The 17,722-nt window shown below is 63.3% G+C and carries 16 protein-coding genes; 5 read left to right on the plus strand and 11 right to left on the minus strand.

Translation table 11 applies throughout. The features are described 5' to 3' along the window. Positions 1-116: 116 nt before the first annotated feature. Together LVD10_RS12845 and LVD10_RS12850 are read left to right on the plus strand one after the other, a co-directional pair. Entirely contained in the window at positions 117-494 is a 378-nt protein-coding gene (locus LVD10_RS12845; RefSeq protein ID WP_232941478.1) for a nuclear transport factor 2 family protein, read from the plus strand. Between the two features lie 133 nt (positions 495-627). Further along, positions 628-1,278 carry a glutathione S-transferase family protein gene (locus LVD10_RS12850; protein ID WP_237063889.1) on the plus strand — a complete coding sequence of 217 codons (651 nt, stop codon included), beginning with the start codon at positions 628-630 and terminating at the stop codon, positions 1,276-1,278. A gap of 39 nt (positions 1,279-1,317) precedes the next feature. On the opposite strand, the gene LVD10_RS12855 is transcribed toward LVD10_RS12850, so the two are convergent. Continuing rightward, positions 1,318-1,620 (minus strand): DUF3175 domain-containing protein, encoded by a 303-nt coding sequence (locus LVD10_RS12855; protein WP_237063892.1) that lies wholly within the window; start codon positions 1,618-1,620, stop codon positions 1,318-1,320. A 298-nt stretch (positions 1,621-1,918) separates the two neighbouring features. Between LVD10_RS12855 and LVD10_RS12860 the strand changes: the two genes are divergently transcribed. The 3 genes from LVD10_RS12860 (at position 1,919) to LVD10_RS12870 (ending at position 5,859) form a co-directional block, all read left to right on the plus strand. Further along, on the plus strand, positions 1,919-2,776 hold the full coding sequence (locus LVD10_RS12860) for an HAD-IIB family hydrolase (protein ID WP_237063894.1): 858 nt from the start codon (positions 1,919-1,921) through the stop codon (positions 2,774-2,776). Between the two features lie 87 nt (positions 2,777-2,863). Then, positions 2,864-4,087, plus strand: a complete 1,224-nt coding sequence (locus LVD10_RS12865) for a glycosyltransferase family protein (protein WP_232941474.1) — start codon at positions 2,864-2,866, stop codon at positions 4,085-4,087. Between the two features lie 17 nt (positions 4,088-4,104). Next, a complete protein-coding gene (locus LVD10_RS12870; RefSeq protein WP_237063896.1) occupies positions 4,105-5,859 on the plus strand; it encodes a sugar phosphorylase in 1,755 nt (584 codons plus the stop codon). Between the two features lie 24 nt (positions 5,860-5,883). Here LVD10_RS12870 and LVD10_RS12875 read toward each other — a convergent pair whose 3' ends face one another. The 10 genes from LVD10_RS12875 to accD form a co-directional block, all read right to left on the minus strand. Beyond that, a complete protein-coding gene (locus LVD10_RS12875) occupies positions 5,884-7,122 on the minus strand; it encodes an MFS transporter (protein WP_232941472.1) in 1,239 nt (412 codons plus the stop codon). A gap of 25 nt (positions 7,123-7,147) precedes the next feature. Continuing rightward, positions 7,148-9,157, minus strand: a complete 2,010-nt coding sequence (locus tag LVD10_RS12880; RefSeq protein ID WP_237063898.1) for a transglutaminase TgpA family protein — start codon at positions 9,155-9,157, stop codon at positions 7,148-7,150. Continuing rightward, the gene (locus tag LVD10_RS12885) at positions 9,157-10,155 is read right to left on the minus strand and encodes a DUF58 domain-containing protein (protein ID WP_232941470.1); all 999 of its coding nucleotides are present in this window, start codon (positions 10,153-10,155) and stop codon (positions 9,157-9,159) included. The genes LVD10_RS12880 and LVD10_RS12885 overlap by 1 nt, the downstream gene beginning before the upstream one ends. 5 nt (positions 10,156-10,160) lie before the next feature. After that, a complete protein-coding gene (locus tag LVD10_RS12890) occupies positions 10,161-11,072 on the minus strand; it encodes an AAA family ATPase (protein ID WP_232941469.1) in 912 nt (303 codons plus the stop codon). Positions 11,073-11,255: 183 nt separating this feature from the next. Continuing rightward, positions 11,256-12,440, minus strand: coding sequence for an O-succinylhomoserine sulfhydrylase (locus LVD10_RS12895; RefSeq protein WP_237063900.1), 1,185 nt, complete (start codon positions 12,438-12,440; stop codon positions 11,256-11,258). A gap of 226 nt (positions 12,441-12,666) precedes the next feature. Further along, positions 12,667-14,154 carry an amidophosphoribosyltransferase gene (purF, locus tag LVD10_RS12900; protein ID WP_232941467.1) on the minus strand — a complete coding sequence of 496 codons (1,488 nt, stop codon included), beginning with the start codon at positions 14,152-14,154 and terminating at the stop codon, positions 12,667-12,669. 44 nt (positions 14,155-14,198) lie between these two features. Beyond that, positions 14,199-14,690, minus strand: a complete 492-nt coding sequence (locus LVD10_RS12905) for a CvpA family protein (protein ID WP_232941466.1) — start codon at positions 14,688-14,690, stop codon at positions 14,199-14,201. A 162-nt stretch (positions 14,691-14,852) separates the two neighbouring features. Next, entirely contained in the window at positions 14,853-15,470 is a 618-nt protein-coding gene (locus LVD10_RS12910) for an SPOR domain-containing protein (RefSeq protein WP_232941465.1), read from the minus strand. Continuing rightward, on the minus strand, positions 15,457-16,722 hold the full coding sequence (gene folC / locus LVD10_RS12915) for a bifunctional tetrahydrofolate synthase/dihydrofolate synthase (RefSeq protein ID WP_237063902.1): 1,266 nt from the start codon (positions 16,720-16,722) through the stop codon (positions 15,457-15,459). The genes LVD10_RS12910 and folC overlap by 14 nt, the downstream gene beginning before the upstream one ends. Before the next feature lie 117 nt (positions 16,723-16,839). After that, complete coding sequence (accD, locus tag LVD10_RS12920; protein ID WP_232941463.1) at positions 16,840-17,694, minus strand: acetyl-CoA carboxylase, carboxyltransferase subunit beta; 855 nt, start codon at positions 17,692-17,694, stop codon at positions 16,840-16,842. Positions 17,695-17,722: the final 28 nt, after the last annotated feature.

Consider the following 17,722-nt stretch of genomic DNA (forward strand, 5'->3'; position numbering starts at 1 on the left):
TGCGTAGAACCAATAACTCTATTTTCGGGTTGCGGGGGTCCGCTCTCGGTGCGGGAAGCTGGGGGCAAACTTCACTGACACCGGTTGGGCACCCCGAACAACCAGGTTCCAGGCACATGTCCCTCCAGGAAGAGATCATCAGCAAGGAAAAATCTTTACTGAATACTTCCGTACGACGATCTCGCACGAAATTAAGGGAATTGATTTCTGGCGACTTCAGGGAGATCGGCGCCAGCGGTGCCTGCTTTGGGCTCGCAGAGCTTCTCGAGCAACTGCCGCAGGATGCCGATTGGTCTGCACAAACGCAGGACAGGGAGTTTCGTATTCTTGGGGATGGCGTCACACAAACAGTGCACAGGGCTTTTATCAAGAAGGCAGGAAGTGATACCGGGACTTTCTCATACAGAACATCCATATGGAGACTGGAGAACGGATCCTGGAAGATGGTTTACCACCAGGGCACAAAGGTGGCCCCGTTCGAACTCCAGCCCTGACTGGACATTGCATTTGAATAGCTTTTAACCTGTACGAGGCACCTGAATAATCTGCCCCGGTACACGGCGTTTTCAACTTCTCCTGCGGTACCAGAGCGCTCTGGATAGAGGGGTTCGCAAAAGGAGATACCCAATGACCGAACTGATCCTCACCACTTTCGACTGGGTCCCCGATATGCCCAGGGGATACGTGCGTGACATTCGCGTGCGCTGGGCACTGGAAGAAGCCGGCTTGCCATACCGTGTTGAGAGTGTGCCCTTTCGTGCAAGGGATACCGGGCATTTCTCGAACCAGCCTTTCGGGCAGGTGCCCTGGCTGACCATCGGCGAGACCTCAATTTTCGAGAGTGGCGCGATCCTGTTCCATCTGGGAGAGCACAGTGACACGCTAATGCCAACTGAGCCAGGCGCCCGCAGCGAGGTGATTAAATGGCTATTCGCTGCGCTCAACTCGGTTGAGGCGGCCAGCCTGCCGTGGTCAATATTCATTTTTTCCGGTGACAACACTGAAACGCCGGGACGGAAACACCTGGATGGGTTCCTCGATGCGCGGCTCCGGCATATGGAACAGGTGCTGGCAGGGTGCGAATGGCTGGCCGGCACCTTCTCGGTCGCCGATATAGCCATGGCGGATGTACTGCGTCTTGTGGCCAGGTTCGACGGGCTCGCTGGATTCCCTGCCTGCCGTGACTATGTCGCGCGCGCTGTCGACCGGCCCGCGTTTATGAAAGCATATTCGGACCAGACGGCGCATTTCACTGCGGCGGATAAGGATAATCTGTGATTTTCCTTGCCACAGCCTGCACATAGGCGCGACGGCCGGTCACTCGCGGCCAAACACCCGACGCAACTCCTCCTTGGCCTGTTCCAGCACCGCCCGCCTCTCTTCCGGCAGTTTGCTCCCCGCCCGGTTGATATAGAAGGTCAGCATCGACATGGCAGAACGGTAGGGATCGGACTTGCGTCGCTCACTGGCCTCTGCCGAGCGTTTCAGGGAGCGGGCAATCTCGGCCGGGTCATCGAGGGTGAATACACCCTCTTGGAGGTCCAGCGCATCGCTGGTGCGGGTTACCCTGTCCGACCATTTCTCCTTGTCATCGTTTTTTCCCCTGCGCTTACCCGCCATATCACCCTCCACCTGGTCCGGCTGTCGCTATGCACTGAGTCGGTGCAAATAGCGGCATCCAGGCCAAAATGCGCCAATATAAGGCATACCGCTTGATCGTGTGCGGCCGACTTTCACCAAACTGCAGCACCTGATCAGTAAAGATCAGCGACTCTCCAGACACAAAAGGAATCAGGTGCCACAGCGCACCGCGATGGCGCCTGCCGGGCATTTTGTTGGCTCATAATCCCAGACTGGCACTATTTTTGGATTCTATTTACGTACAGGCTGTAACAGAGTGATCCGGATCGACGTGGCAATGGCGCAAGAAAAAACGCACGACAAGCACTGGCTGGTGGTCAGTGACCTGGACGGCACCCTGCTGGACCACTTCACCTATTCCCATGAACCGGTCGACGGGCTGCTGCGCGAGCTGGACCAACGCGAAGTCCCGGTCATCCTCAACAGCAGCAAGACCCGCGACGAGATGATCGAGATCCGGCGGGAGCTGGGCAACCACCACCCGTTTATTGTCGAAAATGGCTCGGCCATCTTTATCCCCGTCGGTTACTTCCCGGAACCCCCGCCCGGGGCCCGCGAAGAGGCCGGCTTCTGGGTGCTGGAACCAGGCAAGCCCCGCCGGGACCTGCTGGATTACCTGGACCGCGATACACGAACGCACGGCTCACCCTACCTGGGCTTTGCCAATGCCACACTGCAGGAGATCGTGGACGCCACCGGCCTGACGCCGCAGCAGGCTGCGGCGGCACAGACACGTCACTACTCCGAGCCGCTGCTATGGCGCGGCACGGATCGGGAAAAACGGGCTTTCTGTGCCCGTGCCCGCGAAGCCGGGCTCGCCACCCTGGAGGGTGGCCGCTTCCTGCACCTGCTGGGTGACACCGACAAGGGGCGCGCAACCCTGCAGCTGCTCGAATGTTATCGCCGGGCACAACCGGGTGACTATGGGCTGGTGGCGGCCGGGGACAGCCCCAACGACCTGGATATGCTCGCGGTGGCGAATATTGCCGTGATTGTGCGCGGCCCCCACCGCCAGCCACCGGAGCTGGAGGAGACAGCATCCCGGCTGGTACTCACCAGTGAGCAGGAGGGCCCGGCGGGCTGGCACGAGTGCATCGCACCACTGCTCGCTCCAACTGATGAACGGAATAAATAGCACCACCACAGCTTTGACCCAGCGCGAGAAAACGAGAATACCCAGGCCACCAGCATGGCCATCTACCAGCCCCTACAGGAGGCGCCCGTGACCGACTTTTTCCAGAACGGCTCCATTACCACCCTGCACAACCTCTCCAACCGAACGCAGGACGAGATGGAACGGGAACTGATGGAGTTCTCCCGCCAGCGTCCCATGTCCCTGCTGCTGCCTTCCCTCTACTCGGAACTGGAAGGCGAGGCCCTGCCGGCCATCCTCGAGCAGCTGAAGCAGGTACCCTACCTGTCCGAGATCGTGATTGGCCTGGACCGTGCCGACGAAGCCCAGTATCGCGACGCACTGCGCCAGTTCAGTGTGCTGCCCCAGCACGTGCGGGTACTGTGGAATGACGGCCCGCGCCTGCGCGAGCTGGACGCCAAGCTGGAGGCCCGCGGCCTGGCGCCCCGGGAGGCGGGCAAGGGGCGCAATGTCTGGTACTGCCTGGGCTATATCCTCGCCTCCAACCGCGGCGAGGCCATCGCCCTGCACGACTGCGATATCGTCACCTACGACAGGCTGCTGCTGGCGCGGCTCTTCTACCCCATCGCCAATCCCAACTTCAACTACGAGTTCTGCAAGGGCTATTACTCGCGCGTGGCGTCGGGAAAGATCAACGGCCGGGTCTGCCGCCTGCTGGTAACGCCGCTGATCCGTACCCTGAAAAAGATCTATGGCCACACCGAGTACCTCGATTATATGGACAGCTTCCGCTATGCCCTGGCCGGCGAGTTCTCATTCCGCCGGGACGTGATCAACGACCTGCGGATTCCCAGTGACTGGGGGCTGGAAATCGGTGTGCTGTCAGAGATGCACCGCAACTATTCCACCAACCGCCTGTGCCAGGTGGATATCGCCCACCGCTACGACCACAAGCACCAGAAGGTTTCCTTTGACGACCAGGAGGCGGGCCTGTCGAAGATGTCCATCGATATATCCAAGTCACTGTTCCGCAAGCTGGCCACCCAGGGCACGGTGTTCTCCACCGAGACTTTTCGCAGTATCAAGGCCACCTACTTCCGCATTGCGCTGGATTTTGTCGAGACCTATCGCAACGATGCCATCATCAACGGGCTCGATTTCGATATCCACCGCGAGGAGCAGACTGTGGAGCTGTTTGCGCGCAACCTGATGAAGGCCGGGCAGACCTTCCTGGAAAACCCGATGGAGACCCCCTTTATCCCCAGCTGGAGCCGCATCACCAGCGCCGCACCGGAGTTCCTGCAGGAACTGAAGTCCGCGGTGGAGATGGACTACGAGGAATACGGAACATAACAGGCCGGGAAGCACCGATGAACGCACTGACTGAAGACATGCCCATCCGCGAAGTATTGCAGAAACGACTCTGCGAACACCTGGCGGTCATCTATCCCGACCAGGACGGGGCCACACTGGCGCAGCGACTGATGAAGGTCATGCGCCTGGACGAGGAATGCCAGACACCGATTGCCCACAAGAACCTGTGGGACCAGACGGATATTGTCGTGATTACTTACGGCAATACGATCCAGCGCAAGGGGCAGCACCCATTAAAGACGCTGCACCACTTTCTCAAGACCCACTTCACCATGCTGATCAACAGCGTGCATATCCTGCCGTTCTTCCCCTACTCCAGTGACGACGGCTTCGCGGTGATCGACTACAAGCAGGTGGAACCGGGCCTGGGGGACTGGAACGATATCCTGCGCATCAGTACCGACTTTCACCTGATGGCCGACCTGGTCATCAACCACTGCTCGGCGGAGCACCAGTGGTTCAAGAATTTCCAGGAAGACATCTCCCCCGGCCGCGAATACTTTTTCTGTGTACACCCGAACGAGAACCTGTCCGGTGTCGTGCGCCCACGCACCACACCGCTGTTGCGGGCAGTGAGTAACGGGGATGAAATGCGCTGTGTCTGGTGTACTTTCGGGCACGACCAGATCGACCTGAATTTTCGCAACCCGGAAGTATTGCTGGAAATGGTTGATGTCATCCGGCTCTACCTGGATATGGGTGTGCGCATTTTCCGGCTGGATGCCGTGGCTTTCCTGTGGAAGAAAATCGGCACCAGCTGTATCAACCTGGAGGAGACCCATGAGATCGTGCGGCTCCTGCGAACCCTGATCGAACACGCGGACCCGAATGCGGTCATCATCACCGAAACCAATATTCCCAACCGCGAGAACCTGTCCTATTTCGGCAATGCCAACGAGGCGCACTGCATCTACAACTTCTCCCTGCCGCCATTGCTGGTCAATACCCTGGTATCAGGCAACAACCATCACCTGAAGAACTGGCTGATGAGTATGCCGCCGGCACAGAACGGCACCACCTACCTGAACTTCATCGCCTCACACGACGGCATTGGCCTGCGACCGGTAGAGGGGCTGCTGAGCGAGGAAGAGCAGGAGGTTCTGATCCAGACCATGGAGAACTTCGGCGGCAAGATTTCCTGGCGTGCACTGGATGACGGTAACCGCAAGCCCTACGAGATCAACATCTCGCTGTTCGACGCCATGCGCGGCACCACCGCCGGTGAGGATGGCCTGCAGCTGGAGCGTTTCGTCTGTGCCCACGCCATCATGCTGGCCCTGGAGGGAATCCCGGCCTTTTACCTGCACAGCCTGGTGGGCAGCACCAACGACTACCAGCGCGTCGAGGAGCATGGCCACAACCGCGCCATCAACCGGCGGCAGTGGCGGGAAGAAGACCTGAACCGGGAACTTGCGGATCCGGAATCCAAGCACCACCAGGTCTTCAACCACCTGCGCCGGCTGATCAAAATCCGACGCGACCAGCCGGCGTTCCACCCCAATGCCACCCAGTTCACCCTGCACCTGGGGGAGCAGCTCTTCGCCTTCTGGCGCCAGAGCATGGACCGCCGCCAGAGCATTTTCTGTATCAACAATATTTCCGACACCGAGCAGACCATTAACCTGTCGAGCATCAACCTGATCGGCACCGATGTCTGGAAAGACCTGATCAGTGACCAGGTGTTTGACAATATGCTGGATACGGTGACCCTGGCGCCCTACCAGACGCTATGGATTACCAACCGCTGGTAGCAACCCCCGGGGCCTTAGCTGCCGCTAGCGCACGGTATCGGCAGATACCCGCAGGCGGCGCAGGGAACCGTTCAGGGCAGCCAGGGCGAAGGCGACAAAACTGAGGATGCCCGCCCACAGCAGCGTGGTCAGTGGCGCCGCATACTCGCTCAGGGTTCCCGCGCCCAGGGCGCCCAGGGCGGCGCTGCCGAACAGGGCCAGCTGGTAGATGGAAATAATCCGGCTGCGCACCTCGGCCGGTGCCAGCAGCTGTACAATGGCCCGCCCCAGGGCGGCCGAGGCGGCCGCCACCGCGCCCCAGCAGAGACATAACAACAGCAGGCCGATGGCCGTGGGGCCGATGCTGATCCCCACGAGCAACACCGCGCTGTAGAGCAGGCACATCAGGATGCCCCGCCCCGGCGCATCACCCTGTCCCCGCCGCAACATCACGATGGTCGCCAGCACCGTGCCGGCCACAAACGCCAGCTGCAGGGTGGCGTAATAGCTGGCACCGCGACCGTAGTCAGCCGCCAGCAGGGGCAGTACCACCAGGAACACACCGATATGGACAAAGCCATTGAAGGCCACCAGTGCGATCAGTTCGCGCAGGGCCGGGCTGCGCCACGCCTCCTCAACGCCCTCGCGGATCAGTGCCAGTGGCAGCACCCGCTCGAAGGGCCGTGCCGAGGTGCGAAAACGCAGGGAATACAGCAGCGCAGCGGCCACCAGCAGCACCCCGATCTGCAGGGACAGCAGGGGGACGACGCCCCACTGGTCAAAACGGCTGGCGAACAGCATTCCCACCGCCTGGCCGCCATACTGGGCCAGCATCATCCAGGTTACCGTGGCCTGCACCCGGTCGTGGGAAACCGGCGCGGTGTCATTGTGGGCGCTGCGCTGCACCAGGTTATCCCGCGCCGGTTGCAGGAAAGCCGTGCACACCCCCAGGCCCACACCGTAGAGCAACAGCACCGCCAGGTCTGGCAGTCGCAGGCTGAAATACCACAGCAGGGCGCCGTGGCAGGCCGCCAGCCCCAGGCAGGCGATGGCCGCCACCGAGGCCGCATCGCGGCGATCCGCCAGTACTCCGCCCAGCAGCAGGAACAGCAGGTTGGGCAGCAGCACCGAGGCCTGTACCCAGCCCAGGTGCAGTGCCGGAAGCTCCACCACCGCCACCGCGATCCAGGGCAACAGGATTACCTGCAGCCCGGTGGCCAGTGACGTACATCCGTACCCTGCCAGGAACGCGTGTAACCTGGCCGGCAAGCTGATCAACGACATTATTTGAATCCGAACATGGTTTACCTCACCCCTGCCCCGGGGCCGGTCCACGACGCAATCGCGGCCAGAAACCGCGTAACAGGCGGCGCAACTGTACCAGCGCGGCCGGGTCGTCAGCATAGGCGGCCCGCTGGTAGGCCGTGGTGATACTCCGCGCCATTGGGCCCAGGTGCGGTAACTCCCGCCCTACCCGGGCGGCGAAGTCCGCCGGTGCCTCCCCCGGGCGGCGCTCCACACCGTAGCGGGCCAGCCGGCGACAGAATCGCCGGTAGAGCCGGGCCGCGGGCGGTGCCCTGCGACCTCGCCCACTGAACCACAACCAGGCCCAGATACCCAGCAGCGCCCCCACCGCGGGCAGCGCCACCAGCAGTGCCAGGCGCGCACTGGTAACCTGGCCCAGCAGCTCGCGCAGCAGGTCCTGCTGGCGCTGGCTGTCAAAGCCCACCACCGTGCGGTACCAGCGGTAATTGATCATATCCCACTGCAACTGCAACCGCTTCAGGACCGGGAAGCGGTGTAAGGGCACCAGCGCATCGCGCATAAACTCATCCGCCGCGGCTGTCTGCAGGCCATTGCGTACCCGCTCCGGCGCCACTGCGGCAGTGGGATCCACCCGCTGCCAGCCGCGCTCACCGGTCCAGATCTCGGCCCAGGCATGGGCGTCGTACTGGCGCACCAGCAGGTACTCTTCCCCCTCGACCCACTCACCGCCCTGGTAGCCGGCCACTACACGCGCCGGAATGCCCGCGGCGCGCATCATGAACACATAGCTGCCGGCAAAGTGCTCACAGAAGCCCCGCTGGGTATCGTAGAGGAATCCATCGACGGTATCCGCACCCAGTGAAGGTGGCGCGAGGGTATAGGTAAATTGCTGATTGAAGAACGACAGCACCGCGTCGGAGGTTTCGCTGGGTGACAGTCCCTGCGCCCGCAGGCGAGCGGCCCACTCCCGGGCACGGGGATTTCCGCCGTCCGGCAGCTGCAGGTTGCGCCGCCGGTCAAAATCACCCATTGGCGTCACTTCATTGATGCTGTCACGTGGCCAGGAACGCACCTCGTAGGCAAGGCGACTGAACACCGGCTCCGACCGCACCAGGCGATCGTCGCGGGTCTCCCCCACCCCGTCGGTAGCGGAGTGCGGGCGCGCCATGGCGAACAACCACTGGCTGCGGGTGGGTTCCTGGATCACCTGGTAGCGGTAACGGGGACCGACCTCGGGTAATGCCACCTCATTATCGCGCCAGAACACCTGGCCGCCCTCGCGGGGGTCCACACCAAAGCCCTGGCTCCAGCGACGTCCATCGAAATCGGCATACACCAGGCCGCGCCAGTAGCGCTGTTCCGGTGGCGGCACCGGCCCGTCAAAGGTAATCCGCAGCGCCGGCTTGTCGGATTTGGACAGGTTGGCGAAGTCCCCCGGCGACATACTGTCCGAAACCCCGGTGGTGGCGGAGGCATCCTCCTGCGGCACCGCCCACAGCGGCCCCAGGCGCGGTATGACCAGGAACAACAGCAGCATCAGGGGTACTGACTGCGCCAGCAGGCGCGCAGACAACCCGAGCGCACGCCGCGGCCCCGCACTGCCCGCCCCCGCCTGCGCCACCAGCGCGGCGGTGACCACCAGGACCGCCAGCACCCCGTATATGGCGTGAGGAATTCCCTGGTCGAAAATAAACAGGGTCGCGGCGACAAAATACGCCAGCAACAGGCTGAGGAACGCATCCCGCCGGGTTACCAGTTCCAGGTTCTTGAGGGTAAACGATACGGCCAGCAGCGCCACCATGGGCTCCAGCGCAAACCAATGCCCGTAGGACAACACCAGGCCGCCGACCACCAAGGCAACTGCCACCAGCTTGATCATTCTGCCCGGCAGCTCTCGGCGCCCGCGGGAAACCTCGGCCCGCCACCAGGCCGCCAGTACCCAGCCAGCGACAATCCACAGTGGCAGGCGCGCGAAGTGCGGCAACAGGACGGCGAACTGTGCCGCAAATATCCACAACAGGCTTTCGCGCGGTAGTCGTCCGGAATAAGCCATCAGACCCCCTGCACCGGAAAGCGCGCCAATGCCGCCAGCAGCTGCCGACGGTGGACATCGCCGCCACCGGGCTCTATCACACGGCCGGGCAGTCGCAGGCCATAAGCCAGCTGCTGGCGGTCTGCCTCCAGCACCCAGTGACACAGGTTACTCAGCCGGGTCTCCACATCCCGGCCCCCGAGCAGGTCCCAGTCCAGCCACAGGCGGCTGTCCACACCGGTCTCATGATCCTTGCTGTGCAGGTCGCGGCCTGCAGCAAACTGCTTCCAGGCCACCTGGCGCAACGAGTGGCCGGGCTGGTAGGGACGCAACCCGGAAAAATCATCGCCACCGCGGCGCTTCTGCTCCGCCTCCCCTTCTGCCAGTGACTCACCCAGCGGCAGGGGGCCGGCCGGTTTCGGCTGGGGGTAGACCAGGAACTCAACATCCAGGTCGACCCAGCTCCAGCAACGGAACAGTCCCAGCGGGAAACGGCTCTCGATTAGCAGGCGGGGTGCGCGCACCAGGCCGCGACGCACCACCGGCAGGGTGATCTCCACCTCGGTTTCCTGTCCCGCTTCCAGTTGCAGGGTTACCGGCTCGGACTCCCGCCAGCCGATGGAAATATGCTCTCCCGGGCGCTGTTTGCCCCGTGCCGCCGCCAGTCGTGCGGTGGCAAAGTCCCCGGCATACGCGGTGCCGGTATCCAGCAGGCGAATCTCCAGGCCGGCCAGGTTGGCAAAGGTATGCAGCGGCAGCACTGCGAACAGGCTGGCGAGCAGGAATGCGAGGGCGAACACCAGGTTGTTCTCGTAGTTGGTGGCCAGCAGCCACAACAGGACGATTACCAGCAGGAACGCCAGCCCGGCGCGGGTGGGCAGGATAAACAGCCGTCGGTGGTCCAGCACTACCTGCGAGGCTGGCGGCGCACGCCGGTCCAGCCAGTCGGACATCAGCAGGCGCCAGCGCCTGCGCCAGGAACCGGTCGTATCGCCCTGCGCGTTGGGGGGAATTGCCATGCCGGTCAGGCCGCGATGACGTCGACCTGGCGAATCAGGCGCTCCACCAGTTGCGCGCCGTCACCACTTTCACTTTGCAGGCGGTGTCCCGCCACTGCCGGCAGCACTGCCTGGATATCCTCAGGCACCACATGCCCACGGGCGTGAATCAGCGCCCAGGCCCGCGCCGCATGCAATAGCGCCAGCGCCCCGCGCGGCGACAGTCCCACCGGGCACTCCTGGCTCTGGCGCGTGTGCAGTACCAGCCGCTCGAGATAATCGAGCAGGCTGGCCGAGGCTTTAACCTGCCCCACCAGTGCCTGCAGCTTCGCCAGCCCGGCCCGGTCCAGCCGCGGCCGCAGCTGCCGCAGCTGCTCGCGGGGATCCACGCCCTGGAACAGGGCCCGTTCCGCCTCGCGGGTCGGGTAGCCCAGGCTGATACGCATCAGGAAACGATCCAGCTGGGACTCCGGCAGGCTAAAAGTACCGGACTGGTGCATGGGGTTCTGGGTGGCGATGACGAAGAACGGCTGTGGCAATGGGCGGGTCTCGCCATCGACACTCACCTGGCGCTCCTCCATGGCCTCCAGCAGGGCGCTCTGGGTCTTGGGCGAGGCGCGGTTGATTTCGTCGGCCAGCAACAGCTGGCTGAATACCGGCCCCTCGTGGAAACGGAAACTGCCGCTGTCGCGCTCAAAGATCGAAACCCCGACAATATCCGCCGGCAGCATGTCGCTGGTGAACTGCACCCGCTTGTAGGACAGGCCCAGTGCCTGCGCCAGGGCATGGGCCAGGGTGGTTTTGCCCATGCCGGGCAGGTCCTCGATCAACAGGTGCCCGCGGGAGAGCAGGCAGGCCAGGGCCAGTTTTACCTGGTGGTCCTTGCCCAGTAACACCTTGCCGATATCGGCGACGACTGCGGAAATGATTTTTTGCACGGCTAATCCATTACAGCTCGGTTTTTCTACATGTGGCGGGCATCCCCGCCGATCCCGCCAGCCGCTTTACAGCGCGGGGCACAGGACTTTCGATGGCAACAACCTGTAATGATAGGTTGATGCCTGCGCGACTCTGCGCGACAACGCACAAATGGCGCCGCCGCCCTCTTGCGGCAGTGCCAGTTACGCCAGCGTCGCCAGGCCGCGGGCCAGGTCGCGCTGCAAGTCGTCGACATTCTCCAGGCCCACCGAGACCCGGATCAGGTTCTCGGTAATCCCGGCGCGGGCCTTGTCCTCTTCACTGAGACGGCCATGGGTGGTGGTGGCCGGGTGCACGATGGTGCTCTTGGCATCACCGAGGTTGGCGGTAACAGAAAAGATCCGGCAGGCATCGATCACCTTCCAGGCCTCTTCCCGACCACCGCGCAGGCGGAAGCTCAGCACACCGCCGAAGGCGCGCTGCTGGCTGGCTGCCAGCAGGTGACCCGGGTGCTTGGGCAGGCCGGTGTAATTTACCTTTTCCACCGCATCCTGCTCGTCCAGCCACCAGGCCAGCGCCAGCGCGTTGTTGGAATGCGCCTGCATGCGCAGACCCAGCGTTTCCAGGCCCTTCAGGAATACCCAGGCATTGAATGGACTCATGCTGGGGCCGGCGGTGCGCAGGAAGATCACCAGTTCGTCCATGACTTCCTTGCTGCCCACGGCGACGCCGCCGACGCAGCGGCCCTGCCCATCCAGGTACTTGGTGGCGGAATGCACCACGATGTCCGCACCCAGCTCCAGGGGGCGCTGCAGTGCCGGGGTACAGAAACAGTTATCCACCACCAGCTGGGCGCCGGCGCTGTGGGCCAGCTCCGCCAGCTCGCGGATGTCCGCCACCTCGCACAGGGGGTTGGACGGCGTCTCCATAAACAACAGCTTCGTATCGCCGTCCAGCGCCTCGCGCCAGGCCTGCATATCGGTGAGATCGACAAATGCCACGCGCACGCCGAATTTTTGCATGTAGCGGGTAAACAGTGCCGTGGTGGTGCCGAATACGCTGCGCGAGCAGATCACCTTGTCACCGCTTTTCAGCAGTGCCATACACAGGCTCAGGATCGCCGCCATGCCACTGGAAGTGGCCACCGCGGCTTCGCCGCCCTCTAGCGCGGCGATTCGTTCCTCGAACATACGCACGGTGGGATTGGTATAGCGCGAATAGACGTTGCCGGGGGATTCACCGGAAAAACGCGCGGCGGCCTCGGCCGCAGAGGGAAAAACATAACTGGAGGTGAGGAACATGGCCTCGGAGTGCTCGCCCTCCGGTGAGCGCACCTGCCCGGCGCGAACCGCCAGGGTCTCCAGGGAGTAATCGTCGTCTTCGAACATAAACCGTCCCGGGTACCGATGAGTCGTGAACAGTCAATGATGAACGATGGCGGCAGAATAATAAACTGCCAATCCCCGGTAAGGGCGGCTTGGGCACGAGGAAGGCGGAAGAGACTGGCCCGGACTGCGCCGGGCCAGGGGAGGAGGAGATACGAAGCTGGCAATTGCCCCGGTGTTTTCGCGGCCAGCGGCCGCTCCTACCAGGTTCCGGCTGCAAGCAGCCGGTTCAGAGTGCGCTCTGGTTGCCCTTCTCGTTCTTCGCCTCGTCGTTGCGGGAAGCGTGCAGCTGCTCCAGGTAATCATCGTCGACATCGCCGGTGATGTAGTCGCCGTTGAACACCGAGCAATCGAACTCGTCGATCTTGTCGTTGCCCTCGGCCGAACACTCCACCAGGTCCTCCAGGTCCTGGTAGATCAGCCAGTCAGCACCGATCTCCTCGCAGATTTCCTCAGTGGTGCGACCGTGGGCCACCAGCTCCTGGGCGGAGGGCATATCGATGCCGTAGACATTCGGGTACTTCACTGCCGGCGCGGCGGAGGCGAAGTAAACCTTGGCGGCGCCCGCCTCACGGGCCATCTGGATAATCTGCTTGCAGGTGGTGCCGCGCACGATGGAGTCGTCCACCAACAACACATTCTTGCCGCGAAATTCCAGCTCGATGGCATTGAGCTTCTGGCGTACGGATTTTTTACGCTGCTTCTGGCCCGGCATGATGAACGTGCGACCGATATAGCGGTTCTTCACCATCCCCTCGCGGAATTTCACCCCCAGGTTATGGGCGACAGTCTGCCCGGCGGTACGGGCGGAGTCCGGGATCGGGATCACCACGTCGATATCGTGGTCGGGGCGCTCGCGCAGGATCTTCTCAGCCAGGTGTTCACCCTGGCGCAGGCGCGCCTTGTGTACGGACACACCATCCATGATGGAATCGGGACGGGCAAAGTACACGTGCTCGAAGATACAGGGATTGAGCGAGGTGTTGTCGGCACAGATCTCCGAGTGCACGGTGCCGTCCAGCTCGATGTAAATGGCCTCTCCCGGTGCCACATCCCGCACCAGGGTGTAGCCGCCCACGTCCAGCGCCACGGATTCGGAGGCCACCATGTACTCGGTGCCCTTGTCGGTCTCGCGCTTGCCGTACACCAGCGGGCGGATACCGTGCGGGTCGCGGAATGCGACGATGCCGTAGCCGACGATCATCGCCACACAGGCGTAGCCGCCACGGACGCGCTTGTTGACCGCGCGCATGGCCGTGAAGATGTCCTCGGCCTTGGGCTGCAGCTTGTGCTGCTTGTGCAGCTCGTGGGCGAACACGTTGAGCAGCACTTCGGAATCGGAATCGGTATTGATGTGGCGCAGGTCCTGCAGGTAGATCTCTTCCACCACGTCGCGGACGTTGGTCAGGTTGCCATTGTGGGCCATGGCAATGCCGTAGGGGGAGTTGACGTAGAACGGCTGGGCCAGGGCCGGCCCGGAGCTGCCGGCGGTGGGGTACCGCACATGGCCGATGCCGAAGTTGCCGGTGAGGCGCTGCATATGCCGCGCGCGGAACACATCCCGCACCAGCCCATTGGCCTTCTGCTGGTTCAGGCGGTCCTTGTCACAGGTCATGATGCCGGCTGCGTCCTGGCCGCGATGCTGCAACAGGGTGAGTGCATCGTACAACTGCAGGTTGACGTCACTCTTACCGACGATACCGACAATACCACACATAGTCTTAGCCCTACTGGTCGTCTTGGGGCAGCTGCGCCGCCCGGTTAAAACAATTCTACAAAAAAGTCCTGGATCGCCTCGGCGGCCCGCCGTGCGTGATCCTCAAACTCGAGGAAATGGGGAATCAGCGTCGACTCCTGCCACCAGGTGTCCCCCTCCACCGGAATCAGCGCCGGTGCCAGTATCAGCAGTGCCAGCACGATGATGGTGCCCCGCAGCAGGCCGAAAACCATTCCCAGGGTGCGGTCGGTCCCCGACAGGCCGGTGGCCTCGACAAAAGCCGACAGCGTCATATTCAGGCCGGCACCGGCCAGCAGCGTGAACAGGAACAGGATGGCAAAGGCTGCTATCGCCCGCAGGGAAGGGGTATCTACCATAGAGAGTAGTGGGGCGAGCTCATCGCGGAACATCATGGCGATCACAAAGGCGGCAACCCAGGTGAGCAGGGAGAGGATTTCGCGTACGAATCCCCGGCTGAGACCAATCAGCGTGGAAATGGCCACGATAGCCAGGATGGTCCAGTCAGCCCAATTCATTCAACCTACCTGCCTCGGCAGCTGCCGCGAGAAGCGCGCATTCTAACTTACCGGACCCGGCGCGTGAAGCTGTTCGCAAAAGCATGGATCATTAGGAGCTGCAGCCCAATGTATATGGCATTTGGCAATGGGATTTCACAATGCTGACCGCGTGGTCCCGCATCATGCCTTGAAGCGCAGCACCAGCGTCTGCACGTCCAGCAGCTGGTCCAGCTCCCGCTTGACCACACCGGCATCGGCCTTGCTGGTTTTGGGACCCACGAACACGCGGGTATAGCGCCCCCTGTCCGTGCTCACTTCGCGGGTAAAAGCCTTGTAACCCTCGTCCATCAGGCGGTTGCGGAGGGATTCGGCCCGGTCACCGCGACTGTAGGAAGCTACCTGCACCACCCAGGCCACTGGCAGGCCGCGGGCATCCAGCACCGGTGCATCGGCCACCTTCCCCGGCTGTGCCTGCTGGTCCGCTTCGGCGGCGGGCTCCGCCGGGGCCGGCTCGGGCTCAGCGGGTTCACTGGCCAGGGCGGGCTGGAATGCGTCATCGGGATGCGGTGCCGGGGCGGCATCGGCCACTGGCTCGGGCTCGGCGATCCGGATCGGCTGGATATCCGGGGCCGGCGGGATCTGGCTGGTGACATCGATATAGCGCGCCCCCTCGCGATCGAAGAGGGACGGCAGGAATATCACCGCGAGCGCAGCCAATACCAGCGCGCCCACGATACGCTGCTTGAAGCCATCGTCCAGGCGCCCCCGCTTACCCGGGGCGCGATCACGACTCGCCATCGATGTCATCTCGTACGTGTTGTAAAACTTCTGCAACGGTAAAGAAAGAACCGAAAACAAGCAACCTGTCATCGCTCCCGGTATCGGCGACCAGGCGGTCCATTGCCGCCGCCACGGCGGGGCAGTCGGCACTGACCCGCGCGGAAGGCACCCCGGCCGCTTCCAGCCCCGCCAGCAGCGCCTCGCAGCCGGCGGCCCGGTCATTGCCCGGCAGCAGGGACGGGCACCAGGCGTCCACCACCTGCGCCAGCGGCGCAAACAGGCCCACCAGGTCCTTGTCGGCCATTGCCGCCACCAGCGCCCGGGTCTGGCCCGCCACCGGGTGCTCCGCCAGCCATCGGGCCAGGTAGGCCGCGGCTGCCGGGTTGTGGCCCACGTCCAGCAACAGTTCCCGGCCCCGCCACCGCAGGCGCTGGCAGCGGCCGGGCAGCTGCAGGCCGGCCAGGATACCGGTCACTTCCTCATCCGCCACCGCCGGCATGGCGTCCAGCACCAGTAGCGCCGCCAGCGCGGCAGCAATACTGGGGCGCGGCAGCGCAATATCCGCAGGTATGCGAATCTCCCGCTCACCGAAGCGGAAGCAGTCATCGTCGAGGTGGTATTCGGAGCCCAGGAAGTAGCCTTCGGCCCCCATGCTGGCACCCGCGGAAACTACCGACAGCGGCGGCTCCGGGTCGGCACAGACAAAGGGGCTGCCGGGGCGCAGGATACCGGCCTTCTCGCGGCCAATTACCTCCCGGTCGCTGCCCAGCCAGGCCTCGTGGTCCACTGCCACGCTGGTGATGACGGCCAGGTCTGCATCCACCAGGTTCACCGCATCCAGGCGGCCACCCAGCCCTACTTCGAGCAGGGCGACGTCGACCCCGGCGCGCTGGAACAGCCACAGGGCCGCCAGTGTGGTGAATTCGAAATAGGTCAGGCTGGTGTCCCCGCGGGCGGCCTCCACCTGCTCAAAAGCCTCGACCAGCTCCGCGTCGGTCGCCTCGCGGCCGTCGATGCGCACCCGCTCATTGAATCGCAGCAGGTGCGGTGAGCTGTAGGCCCCGGTGCGCCGGTTGCCGGCCAGCAACAGCGCCTCGAGGGTCGCCACGCAGGAACCCTTGCCGTTGGTACCGGCTACAGAGATCACCCGCGGCGCCGGCTTCTCCACACCCAGTTCCCGGGCCACAGCGGCGACCCGGGTGAGGCCCAGTTCAATTTCGGTCGGGTGCAGCCGTTCCAGCCGCTCGAGCCAGGATTGCAGTTCACTCATGGGAAACCCCGTAACGATATTGCCGGGCCCAGTATGCCGCGAGAGCGGCGACGGTAACAGGGAAAGGGCCAGGGAGGGAGAACGCGGGTGCGACCGGACGCACCCGCGGGATCAGGATCAGGCGCCGGACAGCTTGCCCAGCAGGCGCGCGAGGGTGGTCCGCATGTCGTTGCGGGGAATGATCATGTCGATCGCGCCGTGATCGAGCAGGAACTCGGCACGCTGGAAGCCCTTGGGCAGCTTCTGGCGGATGGTCTGCTCAATGATATTGGGCCCGGCAAAACCCGCCCGCGCGCCAGGCTCGGCGGCATTGATATCGCCCAGCAGGGCCAGGGAGGCGGACACACCACCATATACCGGATCTGTCATCACCGAGATATAGGGCACGCCGGCCATTTTCATTTTTTCCAGCACGGCGGAGGTCTTGGCCATCTGCATCAGCGAGATCAGGGCCTCCTGCATCCGGGCACCGCCGGTAGCCGAGAAACACACCAGCGGGATGCGCTCTTCCAACGCCAGCTGGGCAGCACGGGTGAAGCGCTCACCCACCACGTAGCCCATGGAGCCACCGTGGAAGGCGAACTCAAAGGCCACCGCCACCACAGGCTTGCCCTCCAGGGTACCGCGCATGGCGATCAGGGCATCCTTTTCGCCGGTATTCTTCTGCGCCTGGGTCAGGCGGTCCTTGTATTTCTTTACATCCTTGAACTTGAGGCGATCCACGGGCACCACGTCGGTAGCCAGCTCCTCGCGCCCCTCCTCATCCAGGAAGATGTCCAGCCGGCGCCTTGCGCCGATACGCATATGGTGGTCGCACTTCGGACATACATCCAGGTTGCGCTCGAGCTCCGGCCGGTAGAGCATGGCGTCGCACTTGACGCACTTTTTCCACACTCCCTCCGGGACCTTGCTGGCGCCGGGACGGCGCTCGGTGCGAATGACCGCAGGAACGATTTTTTCTAACCAGCTCATTTTGTTTCCAAATCCCGATGCTTCTGAG

It is taken from the genome of Microbulbifer zhoushanensis, assembly GCF_021729055.1.
Taxonomy (GTDB): Bacteria; Pseudomonadota; Gammaproteobacteria; order Pseudomonadales; family Cellvibrionaceae; genus Microbulbifer; species Microbulbifer zhoushanensis.

Bases quoted from the DNA above. Each gene is read 5' to 3' on its own strand.
- LVD10_RS12850 (WP_237063889.1), top strand. From the start codon at position 628: ATGACCGAACTGATCCTCACCACTTTCGACTGGGTCCCCGATATGCCC.
- LVD10_RS12875 (WP_232941472.1), bottom strand. From the start codon at position 7,122: ATGTCGTTGATCAGCTTGCCGGCCAGGTTACACGCGTTCCTGGCAGGG.
- LVD10_RS12880 (WP_237063898.1), bottom strand. From the start codon at position 9,157: ATGGCTTATTCCGGACGACTACCGCGCGAAAGCCTGTTGTGGATATTT.
- LVD10_RS12870 (WP_237063896.1), top strand. From the start codon at position 4,105: ATGAACGCACTGACTGAAGACATGCCCATCCGCGAAGTATTGCAGAAA.
- accD (WP_232941463.1), bottom strand. From the start codon at position 17,694: ATGAGCTGGTTAGAAAAAATCGTTCCTGCGGTCATTCGCACCGAGCGC.
- LVD10_RS12895 (WP_237063900.1), bottom strand. From the start codon at position 12,440: ATGTTCGAAGACGACGATTACTCCCTGGAGACCCTGGCGGTTCGCGCC.
- LVD10_RS12845 (WP_232941478.1), top strand. From the start codon at position 117: ATGTCCCTCCAGGAAGAGATCATCAGCAAGGAAAAATCTTTACTGAAT.
- LVD10_RS12910 (WP_232941465.1), bottom strand. From the start codon at position 15,470: ATGGCGAGTCGTGATCGCGCCCCGGGTAAGCGGGGGCGCCTGGACGAT.
- LVD10_RS12885 (WP_232941470.1), bottom strand. From the start codon at position 10,155: ATGGCAATTCCCCCCAACGCGCAGGGCGATACGACCGGTTCCTGGCGC.
- LVD10_RS12855 (WP_237063892.1), bottom strand. From the start codon at position 1,620: ATGGCGGGTAAGCGCAGGGGAAAAAACGATGACAAGGAGAAATGGTCG.
- folC (WP_237063902.1), bottom strand. From the start codon at position 16,722: ATGAGTGAACTGCAATCCTGGCTCGAGCGGCTGGAACGGCTGCACCCG.
- purF (WP_232941467.1), bottom strand. From the start codon at position 14,154: ATGTGTGGTATTGTCGGTATCGTCGGTAAGAGTGACGTCAACCTGCAG.
- LVD10_RS12860 (WP_237063894.1), top strand. From the start codon at position 1,919: ATGGCGCAAGAAAAAACGCACGACAAGCACTGGCTGGTGGTCAGTGAC.
- LVD10_RS12905 (WP_232941466.1), bottom strand. From the start codon at position 14,690: ATGAATTGGGCTGACTGGACCATCCTGGCTATCGTGGCCATTTCCACG.